This is a genomic window from Leptolyngbya sp. CALU 1928 (assembly GCF_056784215.1).
On sequence record NZ_JBXBCE010000001.1, the window covers coordinates 752,530 to 770,914 of the forward strand.

Consider the following 18,385-nt stretch of genomic DNA (forward strand, 5'->3'; position numbering starts at 1 on the left):
TTGTATCGGATGTATCGAACCTGTCTAAGTTACAAGTTCTGAGTTCTGAGTTCTGAGTTGGAAATAACCCTTCGTCATTCGTCATTCGTCATTCGTAAGTTGTTTGCTATTGACCATTCCCGTTGCTTTGAGCAAACTGGTTCTACAGGTGATGCACTCCAGTTTTTTCAAGGTTCAACTATGCTCCAAGTTACCCAAGCTCCAACAGGTCCGGTTTTGGCTCAACAGCGATTCTCGATTTTGGGAGTCGCGTCGGTCACAGATGCAGGCAGAACGCTTTCATTAGTGGTGGATGACCAATTTCGCACGGATGGTCCTGTAATCAAGCCTAATGGAACTTGGCAGGTCGATTTTTTGTTTCAAGCGGCTGGTAATCGCCGCCTAAGAATTGAATTGGGGACTGACAACACGACAATAGTGGTGCAGGTTGTAGCCACACTGCCCCAAGCCCAACAGCTTCGTTTTACGCAAATTCCCGCTCGGCTACCTGCATTGCAGTCTGCCACAGTAGAGGGTACGGCTACTAATTTTGCAGAGGGTACTCAACTAATCCTGCGATCGGATCGTAGGTTTGAATTGGCGCGCCCAACGGTATTGGCAGGCAAGTGGCGATCGACCATTGGGTTTAATCAAGCGGGTCGGCGAGTGATTGAAATTTTAAGTACAGATGGAACGATTCGGGCAGAGACGGAAATTGATGTGGTGGAAGCGAAGCCCCGTCCACCCCGCCTTAGCTTTACCAATCCGCCGCAGCGCGTGCAGGTAGAAACTGTGGTTACCCTGACTGGAACCGCAGAAAATTATAATGACGACGATCAACTGGTATTACGAATAGATCAAAAGTCAGAATTGGCGCGCCCAGAAGTGATGAATGGCAAATGGCAGGCACGAACTTTGTTTCGTCAAGCCGGAAATCGCTTGATTGAAATTATTGGGTCTGAGCAAGATCGGGCACAAATCATTATTGAAGTTCAAGCTCCGCCAGCCCCGACCTTTCGGGTGTTGTCGCGTAACACCTGGACGAGTAACCCAACACCCGCAGACTTGCCCAACCTCACGCCTAAACGGATTACGATGCATCACACGGCGCTCAGCGGACAAGCGGCAATCAGCGGCACCCAAGCTCAGGAGGTTGCCCGAATGCGGGTCATTTACAATGGGCACATCAATGGCAACGGCTGGGCAGATATGGGCTATCACTTCATCATCATGCCGAGTGGACGGGTCTATGAAGGGCGATCGGAACGGAAACGCGGCGCTCACGATTTGGTGAATGATGGGTTGGGCATTGCCTTTGATGGCGTTTATAGTTCTAATACCATTAGTCAGCAGCAGTATCAGGCGGCGGTGGCGCTTTGTACGGTACTCTGTAAACGGTATGGGTTTAAGAATACGGTTACTCCAGTTTCCACCCCAACGGCGGATTTTGGCACACGCAACCTGCCGCTCATCTGCGGACACCGCGATCGCGTTGCCACTGCATGCCCCGGCACCGAAGGCGGCAGAACGATTCGCTTGGCAGAGATTCGCACCGCCGTAAATGCTCAATTGTAGGCAGCGATCGTTGGTAGTTTGCGATCTCCCCTCCTTTACCCTGTTCACAAACGAACCAAAAACCTATTTCTTTCGGTAGTAGACTAAGAAATCAAACCAAGATAAGTAGTAAAAGCTATGTTTTCTTAATTTAGAAAACGATAATTGACGGGTGCAGCTTTCGCGCCCAAACTATTCCTTAATAAAGCAGGTGTTTTGTCGTGGTTAACAGCAACGAAAAAGATAACGTAAAGGATAACTTCCTCTATCCCACTGGACGCTATCGGGGCGAGTTTACGCCAGAGCAACTGGCTTTCAATGCCAATTTACAAGAATTTGCTCAGCGCGTTTCTCTCATTTGTGGATTAGAAACCGGCGGCAAGATTACCTCAAAGGAGGCTTATCACCAAATCAAAAATTTATGGGCTACCGTGAAGCGCTCTAAAAAAGAATTGCTCGATCAAGCGAAACCTCCTAAACCCGATCTGCCAGAGGATGGCGGGAATGACCCGCAGTAGAAAATTTCAATAGAAAAGGTAGTCTTAATTATTTTCATGAAACCAAAGATCATGAAACCCAAGGTCTACAGCCAATACATCCGCTCTAAAGAGTGGCTTGGTAAACATCCCAAATGGCTGAAGTCGTTTAATGCGTGTGCCGCCCTTCCCTTTCTTCCTCTGGGTAAATCACGCCGGGGCTATCATCGCTACAACATGCACCACACTCACTACAAAACGTTGGGTCATGAGCGGCTGTGGTGGGATGTGGTGCCCCTGAGTCTTTTTGCCCACAAACACATTGTTCATGGAGTGCTTTCGTTCTATAAACGCCCCAGCCAGCAGAAGGTCTACCCTAACCTATGCCAACGGCTATTCCATGCTTGGTGTCGATTGATGATTTTGCTGGTCTGGTTCTGGTGGTTTTTACTGCCCGCTGCGTTGTTTTTGATATGGAAAGTTAATCAATCTGGAGTTCTAGAATTCCTCAAATAATTGGGTTTGTTTGATGATATCGGCGATTGCGACTGGGCTGGATTTTCACCAGTCAAGCATCTGCAAAATAGTCTTTGACAATGGAGAGGATGCGATCGCTGGCATGTCCATCTCCAAAGGGATTCACTGCTTTTGCCATCGCGTCATAGGCTTCAGGATTGCTGAGTAGCTCTGATGCCGTTTGGAAAATTTTGGTTGGGTTCGTGCCTACCAGCTTCGCTGTTCCTGCCATTACCGCTTCCGGGCGCTCTGTGGTTTCTCGCAGCACCAGCACTGGTTTGCCAAGGCTGGGGGCTTCTTCCTGCAATCCGCCAGAATCGGTTAACACTAATGTTGATCGCTGAATCGCGCCCACCAATTCGGCATAGTCCAGCGGTTCGGTTAAAAAGACCCTGGGATGATTGCCCAGCTTTGCTTGCAGCGGTTCGCGAACGGTCGGGTTGCGGTGGAGCGGCAACAGCAGCGCCGTATCAGGGAACTTTTCTAGCACTTGCAAAAAGCCTGCGGCAATATCGAGCAACGGTGCGCCCCAATTTTCTCGGCGATGAACAGTTGCCAAGATCATCCGATATTGATTCCAGTCTAAGCCAGGGATCTGACATTCCGGTTGACGGCTTGCCACAGATAGGAGCGCGTCAATTACAGTATTTCCGGTTTGGTGGATGGCTCCCGGCACCCGCGATTGATGCAAATGATCCATTGCCAGGGAAGTCGGCGCAAAATGCAGGGAGGCAAGCTGAGAAATCAGGCGGCGGTTGGCTTCTTCGGGATAGGGATTGTAGAGATTGTCGGTGCGTAGTCCAGCTTCCACATGCCCGACGGGGATTTTTTGGTAGAACGCAGCCAGAGCCGCCGCAAAAGCCGTGGTTGTGTCTCCTTGCACCAGCACTAACTGGGGTTGTAACTGCTGAAACAAGTCCTGCAATCCTTGCAAACTCCAACAGGTGATATCAGTTAGGGTTTGTTTCGGCTGCATAATTGCCAAATCGCGATCGGCAGTTAGGTCAAACAGTTGCATCACCTGGTCTACCATTTCTCGATGCTGCCCGGTCAAAACAACCTGAGCCTCAAAGTCTGGAGAGGCGCGAAATTTTTGGATGACCGGAGCCATTTTAATTGCTTCGGGACGGGTGCCAACAATTAGGCTGACAGGAATAGGATGGGGCATTGCGATCGCGGGTTTAAGAAAACCCCAACAGGTTTAGATCACTCCCATCATACGCTTGGTCAGGTGCAGCAATCAGACGATCGCGACTGAAGAGAGATTATCAGCCCATAAAAAACCCGGGCATGCCGGGTTTTCAAGAGGAAACGTCATGTTAGTTCGCAGAGTCAGTTCGCAGAGTCGGCAGGGAATCAAATGAAAAAAGATTTAACTACGAGTGGCACAGGTCAAAGGGCAAGCAGCATACACCGAGCTATTTTTAGGATTTTCCTCGCCTTGCAGCCAGCGCAACCAAGTCACTTGATCAGGATGAACGCCCCGCAGCGTCAGCATGGCAGCACCGAACATGACCCCCAAAATATTGAGACCAATAATGCCACCTGCCACCAGCAATACAGAACTCATCGGCATCACAGACTGCAAAATGACTGCGAGCAATGAGCCAGCGACAACCATCAAAATAACCAGGGGAAAGCCTGCAATTAGCAAACAAACGGCTAATGTAAACGTCCAAATTAGAAAACTTTTGATCATTAACAATGCATAAAAATTACCCAAGCTTGGGCTTTGAGAGAGAGCCATGTCTTCCTCCTAAAAAATAAAGGGACTTGAATTTTTGGAATATTAAATGTTTTCCCCACACCGGGGGTCTAATGAAACTGAGTATAGGGAATTACCAAATAAAAGATAAGGGTTCGTTGGATATATTTACAATGTCGGGGGTTTGTTTACACTTCCAAAGTAATTTTGCTAACACTTCATCGGTTAGGAGTCAATCCTATCATTCTTATATTTGAGGCTGCAAAGTCTCTGTAGAAGTGCATAGTAGCGATATTGAAAGATTGGCAAATAGGTGTTTTTTTGAGATCTGAAGCGTTCTCTAAACTTTCCTCAAAGTTTTACTTAACATTTCTTTTGCTTTTGCCTGCTTCTTTCTCAGAAATAGAGTTTGATGGAGGTATTTTCCAGAGTTTCTCTATGGTAAGTGCGCTAGATAACTTGCCGTAGGTTTGTTCTAGCGTTGCTTGAAGGTTTCTAGACGGGCGAAACGCGATCGCGTTGTTTCCTTGAAGTGCGGCTTGAAACTCAGGCGTGGTGACAATTTCCGGATTATTGACTAACAGAAAGCTGACGGGTTTATTCAATCGGTAGCTCAGAGAAATCAGATCCCCTGTGTTTGTAAAGTCGTCTCCAATATCGCTAATAATCAGTGGGTTAGGCGTTTGATTAATCACATCAGCAGTTTTGTCATTGGCATAGCTCAAGTCTTTGTTCCACCAACTGGTGGAAAGAGCGCTAACCGTCAGCGAAAGGAGACAGCCCGTTAGCAAAACAGCTAGGGTGCCGCGCCACAGAAATGGGACAAGCGGCGTGGTTGGGGAGGTAGACTGCTGAGATCGCCCACTATAAAGCGTTTTCATCGACAGCTTGGTTGCCAAAAAGTAGGCAACTGCAAGCTGCACTCCTGGAAAGCTGGAAATGAGATAGCGACTGACCGCCGAGCGTTTATTGCCTAGCACCAAATCTGGGACTGCCAGCAGCAAAAACGGCACCAAGATAGAGGTCAACACAAACAGCCATGTGCTGGGACGCGTATTCCGGCAGAGGCTATAGAGCGAGACCAGAATCAAGAGCAGCACGGGCACCCTGAGCCAGTAAGTCCAGGGGTTGTCGAAGCCAAAATCTAGGTCGAAAAACAGGGCAGTAAAACTGAGTGTCCAGAGTTTTAGCAGGTAGTCAATTCCTGGAGAGAACTGTGTCCAGTCGGTGGTGGCAAAAGCACGCTGGGCATTAACAATCATCACTCCAAGCCATGGCAGATAGAGAATGACTGCCCCGGAGATCGCGCCTGCAAATCCTGTCAAAGTGTTTTTGAGTGGTATGGTGCCCTGAGTAACCCACGCATCCAGCCCTAGATAAGCCATATGTGCGGCTAAGGTTAAGGCGAAAAAGGGATGGGTGTATAGCCCAATCGTGGCAGAGAAGCTATAGAGTGCCCAACAATGCCAGAGCGGTGGCGGCTTACGGTAGTGATGAGAACGTTGAGGCGGTGGGGCATTCGTCAAACGCAATGCTCGTAATAATACATAGCTGCTAACCACGACCATGACTGTAAGCAAGCTATACTGGCGAGCCGTTTGGGCGAACAATACATCAAAGGGAGACAACGCTAATAAGGTTGTTGCCAGCAATGCCAGGTTGTGAGAAGCGAACAGTTCCCAGGCAAGGGCATACATGGCAGGCAGTGCCAGTAAACTAATCAATGCTGACAGCGATCGCGTCACGGTTAGCGGGCTGTGAAACATCCACTCTAGGGGCGCTCCCAAGGCTTGCATCCAAAACCGCGTCATCAAAAAATACAGCGGTGGATGTTGAGGATCTTCCACTGCTAGCGATCGCAGCGTATCCATCGGCGTACTTCCTGGTTTGATTCGCTGAAACTTCTGCAACTCGCTAGTCGCAATCACCCGATTTTGAAATAACTCCTCATCGATTTCGCCCCGGGTATAGCCTGCTGCCCTTAGGGATGTGTAAGTTTCATCATGCCAATAGACTTTGTGGTTCAAATTAACGAACCGAAACACTACTCCAAGCACTAGCAAGCCTATCAGCAGCCATTTTAGCCAGAGGGGAAAGCGAATTCGTTCAGAGTGCGATCGCAAAGGGTGCAGCACAAATCAATCCTAAAATAACGGCTAAATTATCCAATGTTGTTAGTAGCAGGATAAAGGACAACGAAGGTTTTATTGATGTGACTCTAAAATTCCACTAAAAATCAGCAATATTTGGCAAAAGTATAGAGATAAAAGCAGTGAGATGAAAAGGCTAGATTAAACTTCTGACGAAGACTGAGCTTCTGCCTGGGTTGAATTAGATGACGCACCTAAACCAAAAAGCTTTGGCAGAATTAATCCAGACTGCGCCTGATAGCTACCAAACTCTGGATACCGCGCCAGGGATTGATCTTTCTTTCGCATATTGGGCACAAAAACAACGCAGCCAAACGCTGCCAAAATTAGCCATGGCACCCAATGGCAGGCTAGCAACGCAAAGGAACTGTAAATCAAAATTTCGCCCAGGTAGTTGGTATTGCGGCAATTTGCAAAAAAGCCTTCCGTAATTAGTCCGGGATTATATTTCAGGGTGTAGTGTTTTTGGGCATCGCTGGTGTAATGCAAAAAGACTCCTACGATATTACAGGCGATCGCAGCAGCAACCAACGGCAAGGGCGGCACCACCCCGGAGCGAATCAATAGAAACGGGGCAACCCAATACAGTCCCAGCCCCAAAAAGGTGATCATTCCCATTCCCAGAGTTGTTTCCTGTTCCCACTGTCTGTCGGGATAAATTCGATCCTTGACTAGCCAAAGAATGCCATAAGTGCCATGCAGCGCTAGATAGACCCACGCACCCAACGTGAAATTTTGATACGCCACCATTAGCCCAAATACGAATGGGGTAGTCAAACCCTTATGCAAATTGATTGCGTGTTTTAGCTGCATCTCGATCGCTCCTTTATCTCTAACGGCTTAGTTAGTCTAGGGTTTGATCAACCCAATTTCTATGACTGTCGCCAATTTTCGGTCTGTAGCCTAGGGACGCGATCAAATTCTCGCGGGTTTGCCGTCACCATCAGCAGATGATATTGCAGGGCAGTTGCAGCAATTAAAACATCATAAGCACCGATTGGCTGTCCCTGAGTTTTGAGAATGGCACGAATTTGAGCCGCTTGTTCAGCTTCTGCGGTGCTGAAAGCAAGGATTGTTACAGAAGCCAGAAAACTGGCGATCGCAGGTTCAACTTGTTGAGCGCGTTGAGGATTGAGTGCCAAGCCGTAGCGTAACTCCATGACCGTGATTACCGAAATTGCAATATCGACAGGCAGAGTTTGCTTCAGTCTGGCTTGAGTTCCAGGTTCACCTTTGATGAAATCGCTGATGACGCAGGTGTCGAGTAGATAGCGCATCAGAATAAATCCGGCTCACAGGGTGGCAGAAGTTCATTACGATAGGATTCGATCGCGGGAAAGTCAGGATTTCCTTCATAGGACAGGATGACATCTGACCATTGGGAAATTGGACTAGAGGTGGTTTGGGTTCGCTGACGTAGAGTTTCGAGAATCAGAGTTTGGAGCGGAACATTCGATTGAGCAGCTTGACGGATCAGGTCTTGTTCCAGATCGGTCGGTAAGTCGATCGTGATTTGCATAGTTATGTTCTCCTCACATTTAACTACTGGCTTTTTGGCGTAGGTTGCGGCTCAACTTTAGAAGGAAAAATGTGGTTGAACCATTGCTTAAACTCTTCGTTAAATGCGCCGCTTACACTCATCGAGAGTGGGATAGCAATGATTGCCACAAGAATCCCAATCACAGCAAGCGAGTTTCCCCAATTAATTCCTTTCTTGGCATCGGAACTAGGAACGGTCACTTGGCTATTAGTTACGCCACTTGTGCCAATAGGGGCATTAATAGGTGAATTTGGCGAATTTGAAATGGTGATTTTATTTTCGATTTTTGGTTCGTCTTCCATTTTCTTTGTTCTCTGGTCTATCATGCCAAGCTGATTGGACAAGTCTAAGTTTGAGGGTTCGCGGCTAATTACAAGCTGAAGAATATCTTCTGGCGTTGGAGGTTGCCAGTTTTGACGGCGAGTTAAAGCCTTAGCCTCCAACAATCTCCACTGCAATTTATCTTTTAATTGTGGAAGCTCGTGAATTATCTTTTGCAGTGCATCACAAGCCTCTTGTGTACCACGTTCTTGAAGACGTTGCGGAATGTAATTTTTCCAAATATTGATACTCTTTTCTTCAGTAGTTTCATAATTTTTCAAATTGATCTCATTTGCATCAAAATCTTTATTTTTACTGGAATCTGAATCCTCATCTACTCGCTTTTCCGCATCAGTTTCGGGAAACTCTTTTGCAAGGAAGATGTAAAGATCTGCGATGTAGCTTTCTTGAAGTTTTAGCTCAAGATTTCCATCCCATTTCACCAAATAAGATATTTTCTTGAATATTTCTCGACCGAAGCTAGGATCTTGTTGAACCGCTTGCCATATCACTGTCCATCCTGCATCTTTTGTATGAAGCACGAGAGCGATCGCTGCAAAAACTGCTCTTGAGCGTTCTTGCCGATCAGAAGATAATGGCAGCGGAATAAATGATTTCGCAATATCTAATGTCTTCTCAAAACTATGAATTAGAAGAACTTCAAGCAAGCGTCCTAATGATTGAGGAGAGAGAGCTTGATCCGTAAGCTTTTCCGATAAAGCTGACAATGATTTGTCGTCCCAACACTCCTGAAAAGCATCAATAGTGTGTATATCACCATGTTGGCTATTATCTCTTTCTATTAATGCAATAAAAGCTTTGATTGCTTCTTGAGGTGCGTGATGGTATGCAATTTTCATTAGCATACGGTGACGCTCAACGTATTTACTATCACTCGTATAAGAATAAACTAGCAGAATAATCCTTGCAAATTGCTTCCAAACATCAGGAGAAACAAGTAAGAGATAGTCGGAGTTTTCAATTAATAACAATCGAAGTGCTTTATATGCTGCAACATCAATTTTATGGAGATCTAATCCACTGCTTTCTGATTTCCAGTTTTGTATAAATATCTCTGCTGCTTTGATAATTCTTATCCTAGTCAAAGCATCTGCATCCTTCCATCCCGGAAGCTCTGTAATATCGGGTTGCCTACAAATATCGTCGTAATATTGGCTAGTAGGTAACAAAGTCATTTCCAAATTGAGACTCCACCATGACTGAAAATTACCAGCCTCAAAACTGTCTAAGCAGTTAATGACTCGCTGAACTGGAGGTGGCTCCACAGAAGGAGTATCTTGATGGTTTTGCCATGCTTGTTCTTGCAGATAAGCTGTCCAAATCTTGATAGCTTCTGCTGAATCTAAATCTATTGTTTTAAGCCAGAATGAGAATTCGTTATGTAGGATTAAATTTTCTTGACTAACATCAAGGATTGCTTTTGCCTCTTCGGGCATTTGCTCTGGGTATCGGAAAGCTCTACGAATTAAACTAGACCAGACAGACATCTCTTGCTCAGTTTCACACTGTTGAATACTCTCAAGCATCCATAAAATGTCCTTCTGAAGGACAATTCCTGTTCTAGAGCCAAAAAGCCACAATGGTTTTTGATCCAATGAAGGCAATATAGAAACTATTGTTTTCAACAGTTTGTGACGTTTCTCATCATTCTGAATTAGAACATTTTCAAAAGGCGGGTCGTGCCTATCACTAATCAATGCTTCATAATTGCGCCATCGTGCTATCGCTATTTTTGCAAAAGTCTGTAGAATTTCCGGGGCATCAAGGCATTCCCACGCTTTAAATAAAATTGCATCAACTAGTTGTTGAAACGGATACTGCCATCCTCGATCAGGTTCCTGTTCGACCCACTTCAAAGCTACTAGCAAATCGGTCGGCTGGAGGTATTCTACAATTTCGCTTGCTATAAACCGCTGATACGTTCCACCCAAAAATTTTGCTTTAGGAGGCGTTATTGCATTCAATAACTCATGGATAGTGATGTGATTTGGATATACTGCCTTGAGTGCATAGCCTTTAATTTCGTCATCTGGATCATCTCCTGAATCTATGAGAGCTAAAGGTCTCAATCTCTCCTTTTCAAAAGCATCCCCAATACGGCATATTGCGCTTACTGCATTTCTCCGAATCGCAACCGATTCCGAAAAATTTAAAGCTATTTCTGCTAGTTCATTCTGAAGCGATCTCTGTTCACAAGCTTTAGCAATATCAATTGCCACATATCTGGCATTTAAACTTTTAGAAGCATCACAAATATATAGTCGAAGCTGTTCTGATAGCCCTTGATGACTTAATTTTTTGTAGTTTCTATAGTTGTTGAAAATATCGTATGCCAATTTTCCTTTGTCATATAGTCGTAGTAGGTTTTCTACTAAAACTAAACGATCCGAATCAGTAGTAGTTTCTATATCGCTCCGGAGCAGCACATCCGGATCTGTTTCCATGACTTTCTGAAATACTTCAGAATTCATACTTGCTAACCAAGCTACAGTTTCGTGTAACTGAGGAGCAATTCTGTTATCTGGATCATCAGCATGAACTATTAGTTTTAGAATTTGGGGCAGTTTGAGTTGATGTTGTTTCAAATACCAGGCAGCTAAAAACTCAGCATAGGTTTGGTGTGCCCATCCCATTCGCTGCAAACCACGAGACGAAAACAAACCAGTATCTTCTAAAACTTCTTTAATGACTTCTTTGTTAATCTCAAATTCTCTTCCGTTGGCATTTTCATAACCGTGGCACAACGTTTGACGAAGGACATCTTCGGTGGGTACATTCCCCTGATCAACTCCAGTCCAGACAGCAAAGCGGTTAGCAAAGATTGTGATAGCTGCAATTCGGGCAGCAACTATTAGACGTTGATCAACATCAAGATTGCCTCTTCGGTTTGAACCTTGGCGGCTTTCATTAATTTCCTCACAGAGATGCTTGCACCCCTCAAGATAGAGTTCATGAAGTCTTTGATTAGGAGGGAATTGACCATCATGACGGCGGTAAGTATTCAGCAGAAATTCTAGAGTGACTGGTTTTATCGCCAGCGGTACAATATTTTTCTGTCCAACTTCCCTTAGAAAATCAGCAGAAGAAAATCCTTGAGTTTTGGCAGCTTCGATAACGTCAACACGACGAAGCGGAGCTAGTTCATATACTCCTACAGAATTTTCACCCCAAATTTCTTTTAACCCTTCTTCCAGAACGGATTGCCATATAGCCGTTCGACAAGCAATACGCAAACATAAACGATGGACTGCATTCTGATAGCATTTAAATTCATCAACTAAGAGTGCTGCCAACGTATCTACTCGTAGCAAGCATTCATCAAAACTATCTAGAAAAATATGTAGCTGATGCGTGCCAGTCTGCCATGCAGTGAATTGTGGACTTTCAAAGAGTTTACGAACTAACCTGCTTTCATCTCCGTAAGAACGCAGATCTAGGAAGAGTACTTGATCACCTTGTTCTTGAATTTTGTTAAAAATTTCAGTTCGCTCAGCCTCTAGAGCCTGAGTTTTACCAATTCCCGGTTCACCCAAGAGTGCTAAGCACGGGAAGTGAGCAATCGCCTCAAAAGTTACCAAATCCGGATTATCATCTGGATCGCAAAGGTAGCCACCATCAGCCAAATTAATACTGCCTGACCGAGAACACCAAAAACGCTTCCATTTGTAATCCTGTTTCGACATATTGGGATAGTTTCGAGGTCAAAAACTCTCGTTTAAGGATAACTTTATTCGGAAGTCTGGGTGGCAAGGGCTATCACAACTGACAATGCTTTCGCTGTCAGCCAGATGTATGTCCTACCAGACTAGTCATCACTGCATCGCATCCTGAACGTAGCAGGTGATGGATTAGAGAAGCTAGGGTGTAGATAAACCAGGAATTTTCCTGAAACAGGCTGAAGTTCCCTGATTAGCTTGAAGAAGGCACACTGTGGGAGATGATATGGGAATTGCGCCAGTGATCGCGCCGCAAGCATCTTGGTATAACCCATTAGGGCGACGGTTAGCCTTGGTGATTGGTGCGCCCAGCATGGCTCAGTTGTTGGGCAGTGCCTTTAATATTTGGTACAACTTCACCTACATTCGACCGTTGTTGAGCGCCGAGCAATTGTCAGTGTTTTTAGGCACCGTGGTGGTGTTTAATGCGGTGGTTTACCCCGTGGGCGCAGCCTTGTGGATTTGGACAGTCCTGGTTCTGCATCGCCCTTGTCAAAAGCTGCTGCACAATCAACCGATCTCAGCCGATCGCCTGCTCAAAGCACGGCAGCGCGTGATCAATTTGCCGTGGTGGGGCATGGCGATCTCAGGTATTCTTTGGCTGTTCTGCATTCCCGTTTTTTTATTGACGCTTTCCTTGGCTCCGGGTACGCTCAACCCCCGCATCTGGTCTGATTTGCCCATCTCGTTCATCGTGGCAACCCTGATTGCCACCACTCACGGCTTTTTCTCCATTGAACTGTTGACTCAGCCGTTGCTCTATCCAATTTTGTTTCAAGATGCTCGTCCTGCCCAGACCCCCGGCACTTTTCCCCTCAATTTGCGCTGGCGTTGGGTATTTTTAGCATTTTGCGGCAGCATTTGCCCGATCGCATCACTGCTGTTGCTGGTGGTTGCTCCCCATACCTGTGAACAAAAAGATGCCTGGTTTGCGATCGCCGTTGGCACCTTGGGCATCCTTTTCAGCCTAACGAGCGCCTGGATGGTCAGCCAATTGGTGATTGAACCCATTAAAAAACTCCAGCGCGTGGCAACTGAAGTGGCGAACGGCAACCTTGATGCCCGAATTACGTCCTTACGTGCGGATGAATTTGGTCCGTTGATTGATGAGGTCAACTATCTAATTGAAGAACTCCAAGAAAAGCAACACCTGCGAGAAACCTTTGGGCAGCATGTGGGGGAACAAGCCGCCAGTCAACTGTTGCGCCGTGACCCCAACTTGGGCGGCATTGAACAAGAACTGACCGTCGTGTTTGCCGATTTGCGAAACTTTACCCGTCGCTGCTCCACTGAATCGCCGCAAAACATTGTGACGCTGCTTAACTTATTTCTCACCGAGATGGTGGAAATTGTGGAGCAACGCCACGGCGGCATGGTGAACAAGTTTTTAGGCGATGGCTTTATGGCGCTGTTTGGGGTTGGCGAAAATCTGCCTGATCATGCGGCGCAAGCCGTGACTGCTGCTCAAGAGATGTTAGTAAGTTTGAAAGGCATTAATCGTCATCTAGAACAGCAAGGATTGGCTCCTTTAGCGATGGGGGTTGGCATTCATACTGGAATTGCGGTAGTGGGCAGCATTGGCTCCAGTCGGCGGTTGGAATATACGGCGATCGGCAACACGATCAACATTGCCTCACGGGTGGAATCCCTGACGAAGGAAGTGGGAGAGCCGATCTTGCTGACAGATGCCACCCAACAAGCACTACCAGCAGGCTTTTTAACGGAAGCTCTGCCGCCTCATCCAGTCAAAGGACAGCCCAAACCACTAAATATTTATCGGGTGAAAGGATAATTTGTCCTGGCATTTCCGCATTGCCCTGAGGGATTCGCAATAACGATTTGCCAAATGGTAGGGTTAGAAGACATTGAAGCTCGTTGGTTGAAATGGAGAAAGCATGGAGTGGAATGAATCAAGCCGCATCGCAGCAGCTGAGCCGATTGTGCAGTTTCAGCAGGTTGAGGTCGTGGCAAATGAGCGAACCCTCCTGTCCGATTTAAGCTTCACGATTCAAACAGGCGAATTTCTGGTGCTTTTGGGGCGCAGCGGTTCTGGCAAAACCACCACCATGAAGCTGATTAATCGCTTAATCACGCCCACGTCAGGGCAAGTGCTGGTTCAAGGAAAAGCAACCACTGATTGGGATGAAATTCAACTGCGGCGGCAAATCGGCTATGTGATTCAAGAAACCGGGCTGTTTCCCCATTTTACGATTGAGCAAAATGTGGGAGTGGTGCCCACATTGCAAGGCGAGAAACCGCAGCGGGTGAAAGCCCGTGCCCATGAATTGCTGCACAAGGTGGGGCTTGATCCGGCGCAGTTTGCCAGTCGCTATCCCCATCAACTGTCGGGTGGGCAACGGCAACGGGTAGGCGTGGCGCGATCGCTGGCTGCTGATCCGCCGATTTTGCTGATGGATGAACCGTTTGGCGCGCTCGATCCGATCACTCGTATGGACTTGCAGCAGGAGTTTCGTCGCTTGCAGCAGGATCTTAATAAAACTGTCGTGTTTGTCACCCACGACATTCAAGAAGCCTTCATTTTGGCATCCCGGATCGGCTTGCTGGAAAACGGACGGTTGGTGGAACTAGCCACCCCCGAAGCCTTTGCGCGATCGCCCCATCCCGAAGCCCAAACTTTTCTCAACACGCTGCGATCAGTTCCTGAATTTGTAGGGGGAGCTTAACCCATGCAAGATTTCTTTTTGATTCGCTATGGTTCCGAGATTGTGCAGCGCACAGGCGAACATCTTTTACTGGTGGGCATTGCCGTCGCGATCGCCATTCTGATCAGCATTCCCCTGGGTGTGTTGATCACCCGCAAAAAATCATTGCGTCAGCCGGTACTGGCGATCGCCAACATTCTGCAAACCATTCCGAGCTTGGCGCTGTTCGGCTTGTTGATTCCCTTGGTTGGCATTGGAGCCGTTCCCGCCATCATTGCGCTGACGGTTTATTCCTTCCTGCCCATCATCCGCAACACCTATACGGGCATCATGAACGTCGATCCGTCCGTGCGAGAAGCCGGACGAGGCATGGGCATGACCGATTGGCAATTGCTGTCTCGTGTGGAACTGCCGCTGGCGTTGGGCGTGATTTTGGCAGGAGTGCGGGTTGCCGTCGTGATTGCCGTGGGCATTGCCACCATTGCAGCCGCGATCGGGGCAGGTGGTTTGGGCGTGTTTATTTTTCGCGGGATCGCTGTAGTCAACAACCAACTGATTTTGGCGGGAGCCGTTCCAGCCGCCGCGATCGCCCTAACCGCCGACTACGGCATTGGCTTCTTGGAACGACGGCTAACGATGAAACGGTAATTCGTCAAATGGTGCTTAGCCAGGAGGCCACGTCATTTGACGTCCACCCAAAATGTGCAGATGCAAGTGGTGAACCGTTTGTCCGCCATCATCGCCATTGTTAATCACCACCCGATAGCCATTGGCTAGCCCTTCCTGTTCGGCAACGCGCTTGACGGTCAGCAGCAAATGCCCCATCAGGGCATGATCCTTAGATTCGGCATCGGAAAGCTGGGCGATCGCCTCCTTCGGAATCACCAAAATATGGACGGGCGCTTGCGGATTCACATCCCGAAAAGCGATCGCCAAGTTATCCTCATACACAATATCCGCCGGGATTTCCTTGCGAATAATCTTGCTAAAAATCGTCTCAGGCGTTTCGCTACTCATACAGTCTTCTTCCCAAAAAGCCTACTAGCAGAAAGTTTATCGGTTTTCAGGACAACCTATTCTAGGTTAGGTGACGTTGGGCAGTAAATGCCAGAGTATCAGTCCAGTGGAGAACCAGTTCTTCAGTAGCGGCTTCCACCATCACGCGAATTAACGGTTCGGTTCCAGAAGCCCGCACCAACACCCGCCCTTGATCGCCCATTGCCAGTTCCGCAGCGGCGATCGCCTGCATCAATGGGTCGCACTCCTGCCAATTTACCCGCCGCACCCGATCTTCAACCCGGACATTTTCTAGCTTCTGGGGAAATGTTTGAAAACTCTGATCAATCAAATCGGCAAATGATGTTCCTGAGCGCTTAATCAACTGTGCCAAATGGAGAGCCGTTAACAGCCCATCACCACTCACCCCGTAATGACGACATAAAACATGCCCAGACTGTTCGCCGCCCAACATGGCACCATGGCTGAGCATTTCTGCATGAACATATTGATCCCCGACTGCCGCCCTCACTAGCCTGCCGCCTTGTTTTTCCCAGGCACGTTCAAAGCCCAGATTCGACATCACGGTTGCCACAATGGTACTTCCGGGCAATTGATGGTTCTGGTTTAGCGCAGTGCCCCATAGATACAAGATGTAGTCGCCATCCACCGGGCGACCCAGATTATCGACCGCCAACACGCGATCGGCATCGCCATCAAAGCCAACCCCCAAGTCTGCCCGATGCGCTTTGACCGCCGCTTGAAGCGTGCCCAAATGAGTAGAACCACACTGAACGTTAATTCGATCGCCATCAGGTCGGTCGTGCAAACAAATCACTTCCGCACCTAGCGCTTGGAAGGCGATCGGGGCGAGTTCCACGGCGGCACCCCACGCTAAATCCAGCACAACTCGCATCCCGCTTAAAGGTAAACCCTTAACATCAGAGTCCAACGTTTTCTGAATGGCAGTGCAATAGTCTTTGGCTAGTTCTGGACGGTGATAATGAGTTCCCCAGCCGCTGATGGCAGGTTGAATAAATTCTTGCAAATCACCCCTTAAGGCAGCTTCGATTTGATTTTGAAGAGCGATCGCCAGTTTGCTGCCGTTTGCGCCAAAAAACTTGATGCCGTTATCCGGTGGCGGATTGTGGCTAGCAGAGATCATCACCCCACCGATCGCCGCACTGTCATAAGTCACATGAGCGACTGCTGGCGTGGGACACAATCCCAAATCCCATACTTCTAGCCCCGCCGCCGTTAACCCCGCAGACAATGCCATTGCCAACATGCTGCTGGAATTACGAGAATCTTGTCCAATCACCACGGGTCCGATCTCAGCGGCATTTGCCAACAAGATCCGCCCTGCCCAAAACCCAACCTGCAATGCCAATGGCGCACTCAGCAACTCGCCGGCCCGCCCCCGAATCCCATCAGTCCCAAATAGGCGACTTTCTGGCAAAGGCAGCGTTCCAGCGGCAAAACCTAGACTGACCGTTTCCGGCTGCACCTTGCTAGTGTCTTTAGGCAATGGATGGGTCAAAGACTCCGCAGGAATGGTGATACTGCCCATTTTCTGCAATCTGACAGGGGACGAAACCATAGATTAACTCCGCACACTACACACAGAGGAAGATAACACTTTCTTTAGAAAAAGCTGCTTAAAAGATGATAGAGATCCAAAAAAATGTGATCCCGGTCAGGGAGCATAGCTAAGGATCACCCATCACCCTTCTATCTTCTGTCTCCAGTATTGCGCTCCGGACTAAACTCCTATCTGGATCAACAACGGCTCGATCGCCGCCCAAGTCAGCCCTTGCTGGAGGTACTGCGGCGCATCAGGATTGTAGGGACTGCGGAGGCGATCAATCTCAATAATGACGGCGGCATCTGGCAACACCGGCACATCTGGATCAAAAGCAGTGGAACGAGTTAAAGAACTGGAAAAGCCTTTAAAAATAGCCACTTCATCTAGTTCATCGCCAATACTTGCCTTCACGAGCAGCAGTTCTTGAGGGCGTTTCAGGGTGTATTGCTCTAAGCGCAGGAGTTTATTCACGGTCATTCACTTATACGCCCGTGGCAGAACGTCCTTGCTTACCCAACCGCACAAACACGAAATAACCCAAATATAGAATGTAGATGACCAGTGCCAACGTGGAAAGCAGCCCGATGGTATAAGGCTTCATACCGCCAATAAAATATTGTTTGAATATCCACGGGGGCTGGAGCCAAATGCTACAAAATGGCTGATCGATCAGTTGCTTTGAGGGCAAAAAGGCACATTGAAGGATGGGAATTGCCGCGATCGCGCCCAGCAAACTATAAAGCGACACGCCCCACCGCCATGAGCTAAACGCCAGCTTCAGTTGACTCTTGGGTTGTTCATTAATCTCATAGTTCAAATCCACCCAAAACCACAAAGACAGTGGGATCAGAATTTTGGCAATCCAACCCGTCAAAAAACCTAAAGGAATTGCGGCAATAAATAACCCCACCGTAATTGCTAACAGGCTAGCAACCCGCCAATAAATAATCATTAGGTGCTGAATTGACTCTGATTTTTGGACAAACGCCCAAATAAGCAACGCCAACGGGAACAAAACGGTGAACAAAACGGCCAGTCGATAATCAGTCCAAACGAGAGAAGGGAGCCAAGATGGGCTTTGCATAACAGTGTTAGAAAAAACGAGAAAATGATCGCAAAAAATAAAGTAGCCTGAACGCAGACTCGCATTCAAGCTACTTCAT

The 18,385-nt window shown here is 47.6% G+C and carries 17 protein-coding genes; 6 read left to right on the forward strand and 11 right to left on the reverse strand.

Annotated elements, in window-relative coordinates; translation table 11 throughout:
• Nucleotides 1–180: 180 nt before the first annotated feature.
• From AC1S5B_RS03315 to AC1S5B_RS03325, 3 genes are all read left to right on the forward strand, one after another.
• On the forward strand, nucleotides 181–1,554 hold the full coding sequence (locus tag AC1S5B_RS03315; RefSeq protein ID WP_482034302.1) for a peptidoglycan recognition protein family protein: 1,374 nt from the start codon (nucleotides 181–183) through the stop codon (nucleotides 1,552–1,554).
• Nucleotides 1,555–1,754: 200 nt separating this feature from the next.
• Nucleotides 1,755–2,051 carry a DUF7219 family protein gene (locus tag AC1S5B_RS03320; protein WP_482034303.1) on the forward strand — a complete coding sequence of 99 codons (297 nt, stop codon included), beginning with the start codon at nucleotides 1,755–1,757 and terminating at the stop codon, nucleotides 2,049–2,051.
• A 36-nt stretch (nucleotides 2,052–2,087) separates the two neighbouring features.
• A complete protein-coding gene (locus AC1S5B_RS03325; RefSeq protein WP_482034304.1) occupies nucleotides 2,088–2,525 on the forward strand; it encodes a hypothetical protein in 438 nt (145 codons plus the stop codon).
• Between the two features lie 52 nt (nucleotides 2,526–2,577).
• Here the strand turns inward: AC1S5B_RS03325 and wecB are convergent, their stop codons facing one another.
• The 7 genes from wecB to AC1S5B_RS03360 form a co-directional block, all read right to left on the reverse strand.
• On the reverse strand, nucleotides 2,578–3,693 hold the full coding sequence (gene wecB, locus AC1S5B_RS03330; RefSeq protein WP_482034305.1) for a non-hydrolyzing UDP-N-acetylglucosamine 2-epimerase: 1,116 nt from the start codon (nucleotides 3,691–3,693) through the stop codon (nucleotides 2,578–2,580).
• 204 nt (nucleotides 3,694–3,897) lie between these two features.
• A complete protein-coding gene (locus AC1S5B_RS03335; protein ID WP_482034306.1) occupies nucleotides 3,898–4,272 on the reverse strand; it encodes a hypothetical protein in 375 nt (124 codons plus the stop codon).
• Nucleotides 4,273–4,589: 317 nt separating this feature from the next.
• Nucleotides 4,590–6,365, reverse strand: a complete 1,776-nt coding sequence (locus AC1S5B_RS03340; RefSeq protein ID WP_482034307.1) for a glycosyltransferase family 39 protein — start codon at nucleotides 6,363–6,365, stop codon at nucleotides 4,590–4,592.
• A gap of 156 nt (nucleotides 6,366–6,521) precedes the next feature.
• Nucleotides 6,522–7,193, reverse strand: coding sequence for a DUF1295 domain-containing protein (locus tag AC1S5B_RS03345; RefSeq protein ID WP_482034308.1), 672 nt, complete (start codon nucleotides 7,191–7,193; stop codon nucleotides 6,522–6,524).
• Between the two features lie 59 nt (nucleotides 7,194–7,252).
• A complete protein-coding gene (locus AC1S5B_RS03350; protein WP_482034309.1) occupies nucleotides 7,253–7,657 on the reverse strand; it encodes a PIN domain-containing protein in 405 nt (134 codons plus the stop codon).
• Complete coding sequence (locus AC1S5B_RS03355) at nucleotides 7,657–7,899, reverse strand: hypothetical protein (protein ID WP_482034310.1); 243 nt, start codon at nucleotides 7,897–7,899, stop codon at nucleotides 7,657–7,659. Before AC1S5B_RS03355 ends, AC1S5B_RS03350 begins: the two co-directional genes overlap by 1 nt.
• Before the next feature lie 23 nt (nucleotides 7,900–7,922).
• Nucleotides 7,923–11,945, reverse strand: coding sequence for an NACHT domain-containing protein (locus AC1S5B_RS03360; RefSeq protein WP_482034311.1), 4,023 nt, complete (start codon nucleotides 11,943–11,945; stop codon nucleotides 7,923–7,925).
• Nucleotides 11,946–12,204: 259 nt separating this feature from the next.
• On the opposite strand from AC1S5B_RS03360, the gene AC1S5B_RS03365 reads away from it, so the two are divergent.
• The 3 genes from AC1S5B_RS03365 to AC1S5B_RS03375 all read left to right on the forward strand — a co-directional run bounded on the left by AC1S5B_RS03365 (nucleotide 12,205) and on the right by AC1S5B_RS03375 (nucleotide 15,289).
• Nucleotides 12,205–13,770: an adenylate/guanylate cyclase domain-containing protein gene (locus AC1S5B_RS03365; protein WP_482034312.1), complete on the forward strand. Its 1,566-nt coding sequence runs from the start codon at nucleotides 12,205–12,207 to the stop codon at nucleotides 13,768–13,770.
• A 103-nt stretch (nucleotides 13,771–13,873) separates the two neighbouring features.
• A complete protein-coding gene (locus AC1S5B_RS03370; RefSeq protein WP_482034313.1) occupies nucleotides 13,874–14,662 on the forward strand; it encodes an ATP-binding cassette domain-containing protein in 789 nt (262 codons plus the stop codon).
• Between the two features lie 3 nt (nucleotides 14,663–14,665).
• Entirely contained in the window at nucleotides 14,666–15,289 is a 624-nt protein-coding gene (locus AC1S5B_RS03375) for an ABC transporter permease (protein WP_482034314.1), read from the forward strand.
• Between the two features lie 15 nt (nucleotides 15,290–15,304).
• On the opposite strand, the gene AC1S5B_RS03380 is transcribed toward AC1S5B_RS03375, so the two are convergent.
• From AC1S5B_RS03380 to AC1S5B_RS03395, 4 genes are all read right to left on the reverse strand, one after another.
• A complete protein-coding gene (locus tag AC1S5B_RS03380) occupies nucleotides 15,305–15,658 on the reverse strand; it encodes a histidine triad nucleotide-binding protein (RefSeq protein ID WP_482034315.1) in 354 nt (117 codons plus the stop codon).
• Nucleotides 15,659–15,719: 61 nt separating this feature from the next.
• The gene (gene glmM / locus AC1S5B_RS03385) at nucleotides 15,720–17,237 is read right to left on the reverse strand and encodes a phosphoglucosamine mutase (protein WP_482034316.1); all 1,518 of its coding nucleotides are present in this window, start codon (nucleotides 17,235–17,237) and stop codon (nucleotides 15,720–15,722) included.
• 162 nt (nucleotides 17,238–17,399) lie between these two features.
• Entirely contained in the window at nucleotides 17,400–17,699 is a 300-nt protein-coding gene (locus AC1S5B_RS03390) for a DUF7734 family protein (RefSeq protein ID WP_482034317.1), read from the reverse strand.
• 4 nt (nucleotides 17,700–17,703) lie between these two features.
• Nucleotides 17,704–18,306, reverse strand: coding sequence for a DUF3177 family protein (locus tag AC1S5B_RS03395; RefSeq protein ID WP_482034318.1), 603 nt, complete (start codon nucleotides 18,304–18,306; stop codon nucleotides 17,704–17,706).
• Nucleotides 18,307–18,385 lie beyond the last annotated feature (79 nt).

Coding starts and splice junctions, on each gene's coding strand:
- AC1S5B_RS03335 (WP_482034306.1), bottom strand. CDS start 4,272: ATGGCTCTCTCTCAAAGCCCAAGCTTGGGTAATTTTTATGCATTGTTA.
- glmM (WP_482034316.1), bottom strand. CDS start 17,237: ATGGTTTCGTCCCCTGTCAGATTGCAGAAAATGGGCAGTATCACCATT.
- AC1S5B_RS03390 (WP_482034317.1), bottom strand. CDS start 17,699: ATGACCGTGAATAAACTCCTGCGCTTAGAGCAATACACCCTGAAACGC.
- AC1S5B_RS03380 (WP_482034315.1), bottom strand. CDS start 15,658: ATGAGTAGCGAAACGCCTGAGACGATTTTTAGCAAGATTATTCGCAAG.
- AC1S5B_RS03345 (WP_482034308.1), bottom strand. CDS start 7,193: ATGCAGCTAAAACACGCAATCAATTTGCATAAGGGTTTGACTACCCCA.
- AC1S5B_RS03355 (WP_482034310.1), bottom strand. CDS start 7,899: ATGCAAATCACGATCGACTTACCGACCGATCTGGAACAAGACCTGATC.
- AC1S5B_RS03350 (WP_482034309.1), bottom strand. CDS start 7,657: ATGCGCTATCTACTCGACACCTGCGTCATCAGCGATTTCATCAAAGGT.
- AC1S5B_RS03365 (WP_482034312.1), top strand. CDS start 12,205: ATGGGAATTGCGCCAGTGATCGCGCCGCAAGCATCTTGGTATAACCCA.
- AC1S5B_RS03315 (WP_482034302.1), top strand. CDS start 181: ATGCTCCAAGTTACCCAAGCTCCAACAGGTCCGGTTTTGGCTCAACAG.
- AC1S5B_RS03375 (WP_482034314.1), top strand. CDS start 14,666: ATGCAAGATTTCTTTTTGATTCGCTATGGTTCCGAGATTGTGCAGCGC.
- AC1S5B_RS03395 (WP_482034318.1), bottom strand. CDS start 18,306: ATGCAAAGCCCATCTTGGCTCCCTTCTCTCGTTTGGACTGATTATCGA.
- AC1S5B_RS03370 (WP_482034313.1), top strand. CDS start 13,874: ATGGAGTGGAATGAATCAAGCCGCATCGCAGCAGCTGAGCCGATTGTG.
- AC1S5B_RS03360 (WP_482034311.1), bottom strand. CDS start 11,945: ATGTCGAAACAGGATTACAAATGGAAGCGTTTTTGGTGTTCTCGGTCA.
- AC1S5B_RS03325 (WP_482034304.1), top strand. CDS start 2,088: ATGAAACCAAAGATCATGAAACCCAAGGTCTACAGCCAATACATCCGC.
- wecB (WP_482034305.1), bottom strand. CDS start 3,693: ATGCCCCATCCTATTCCTGTCAGCCTAATTGTTGGCACCCGTCCCGAA.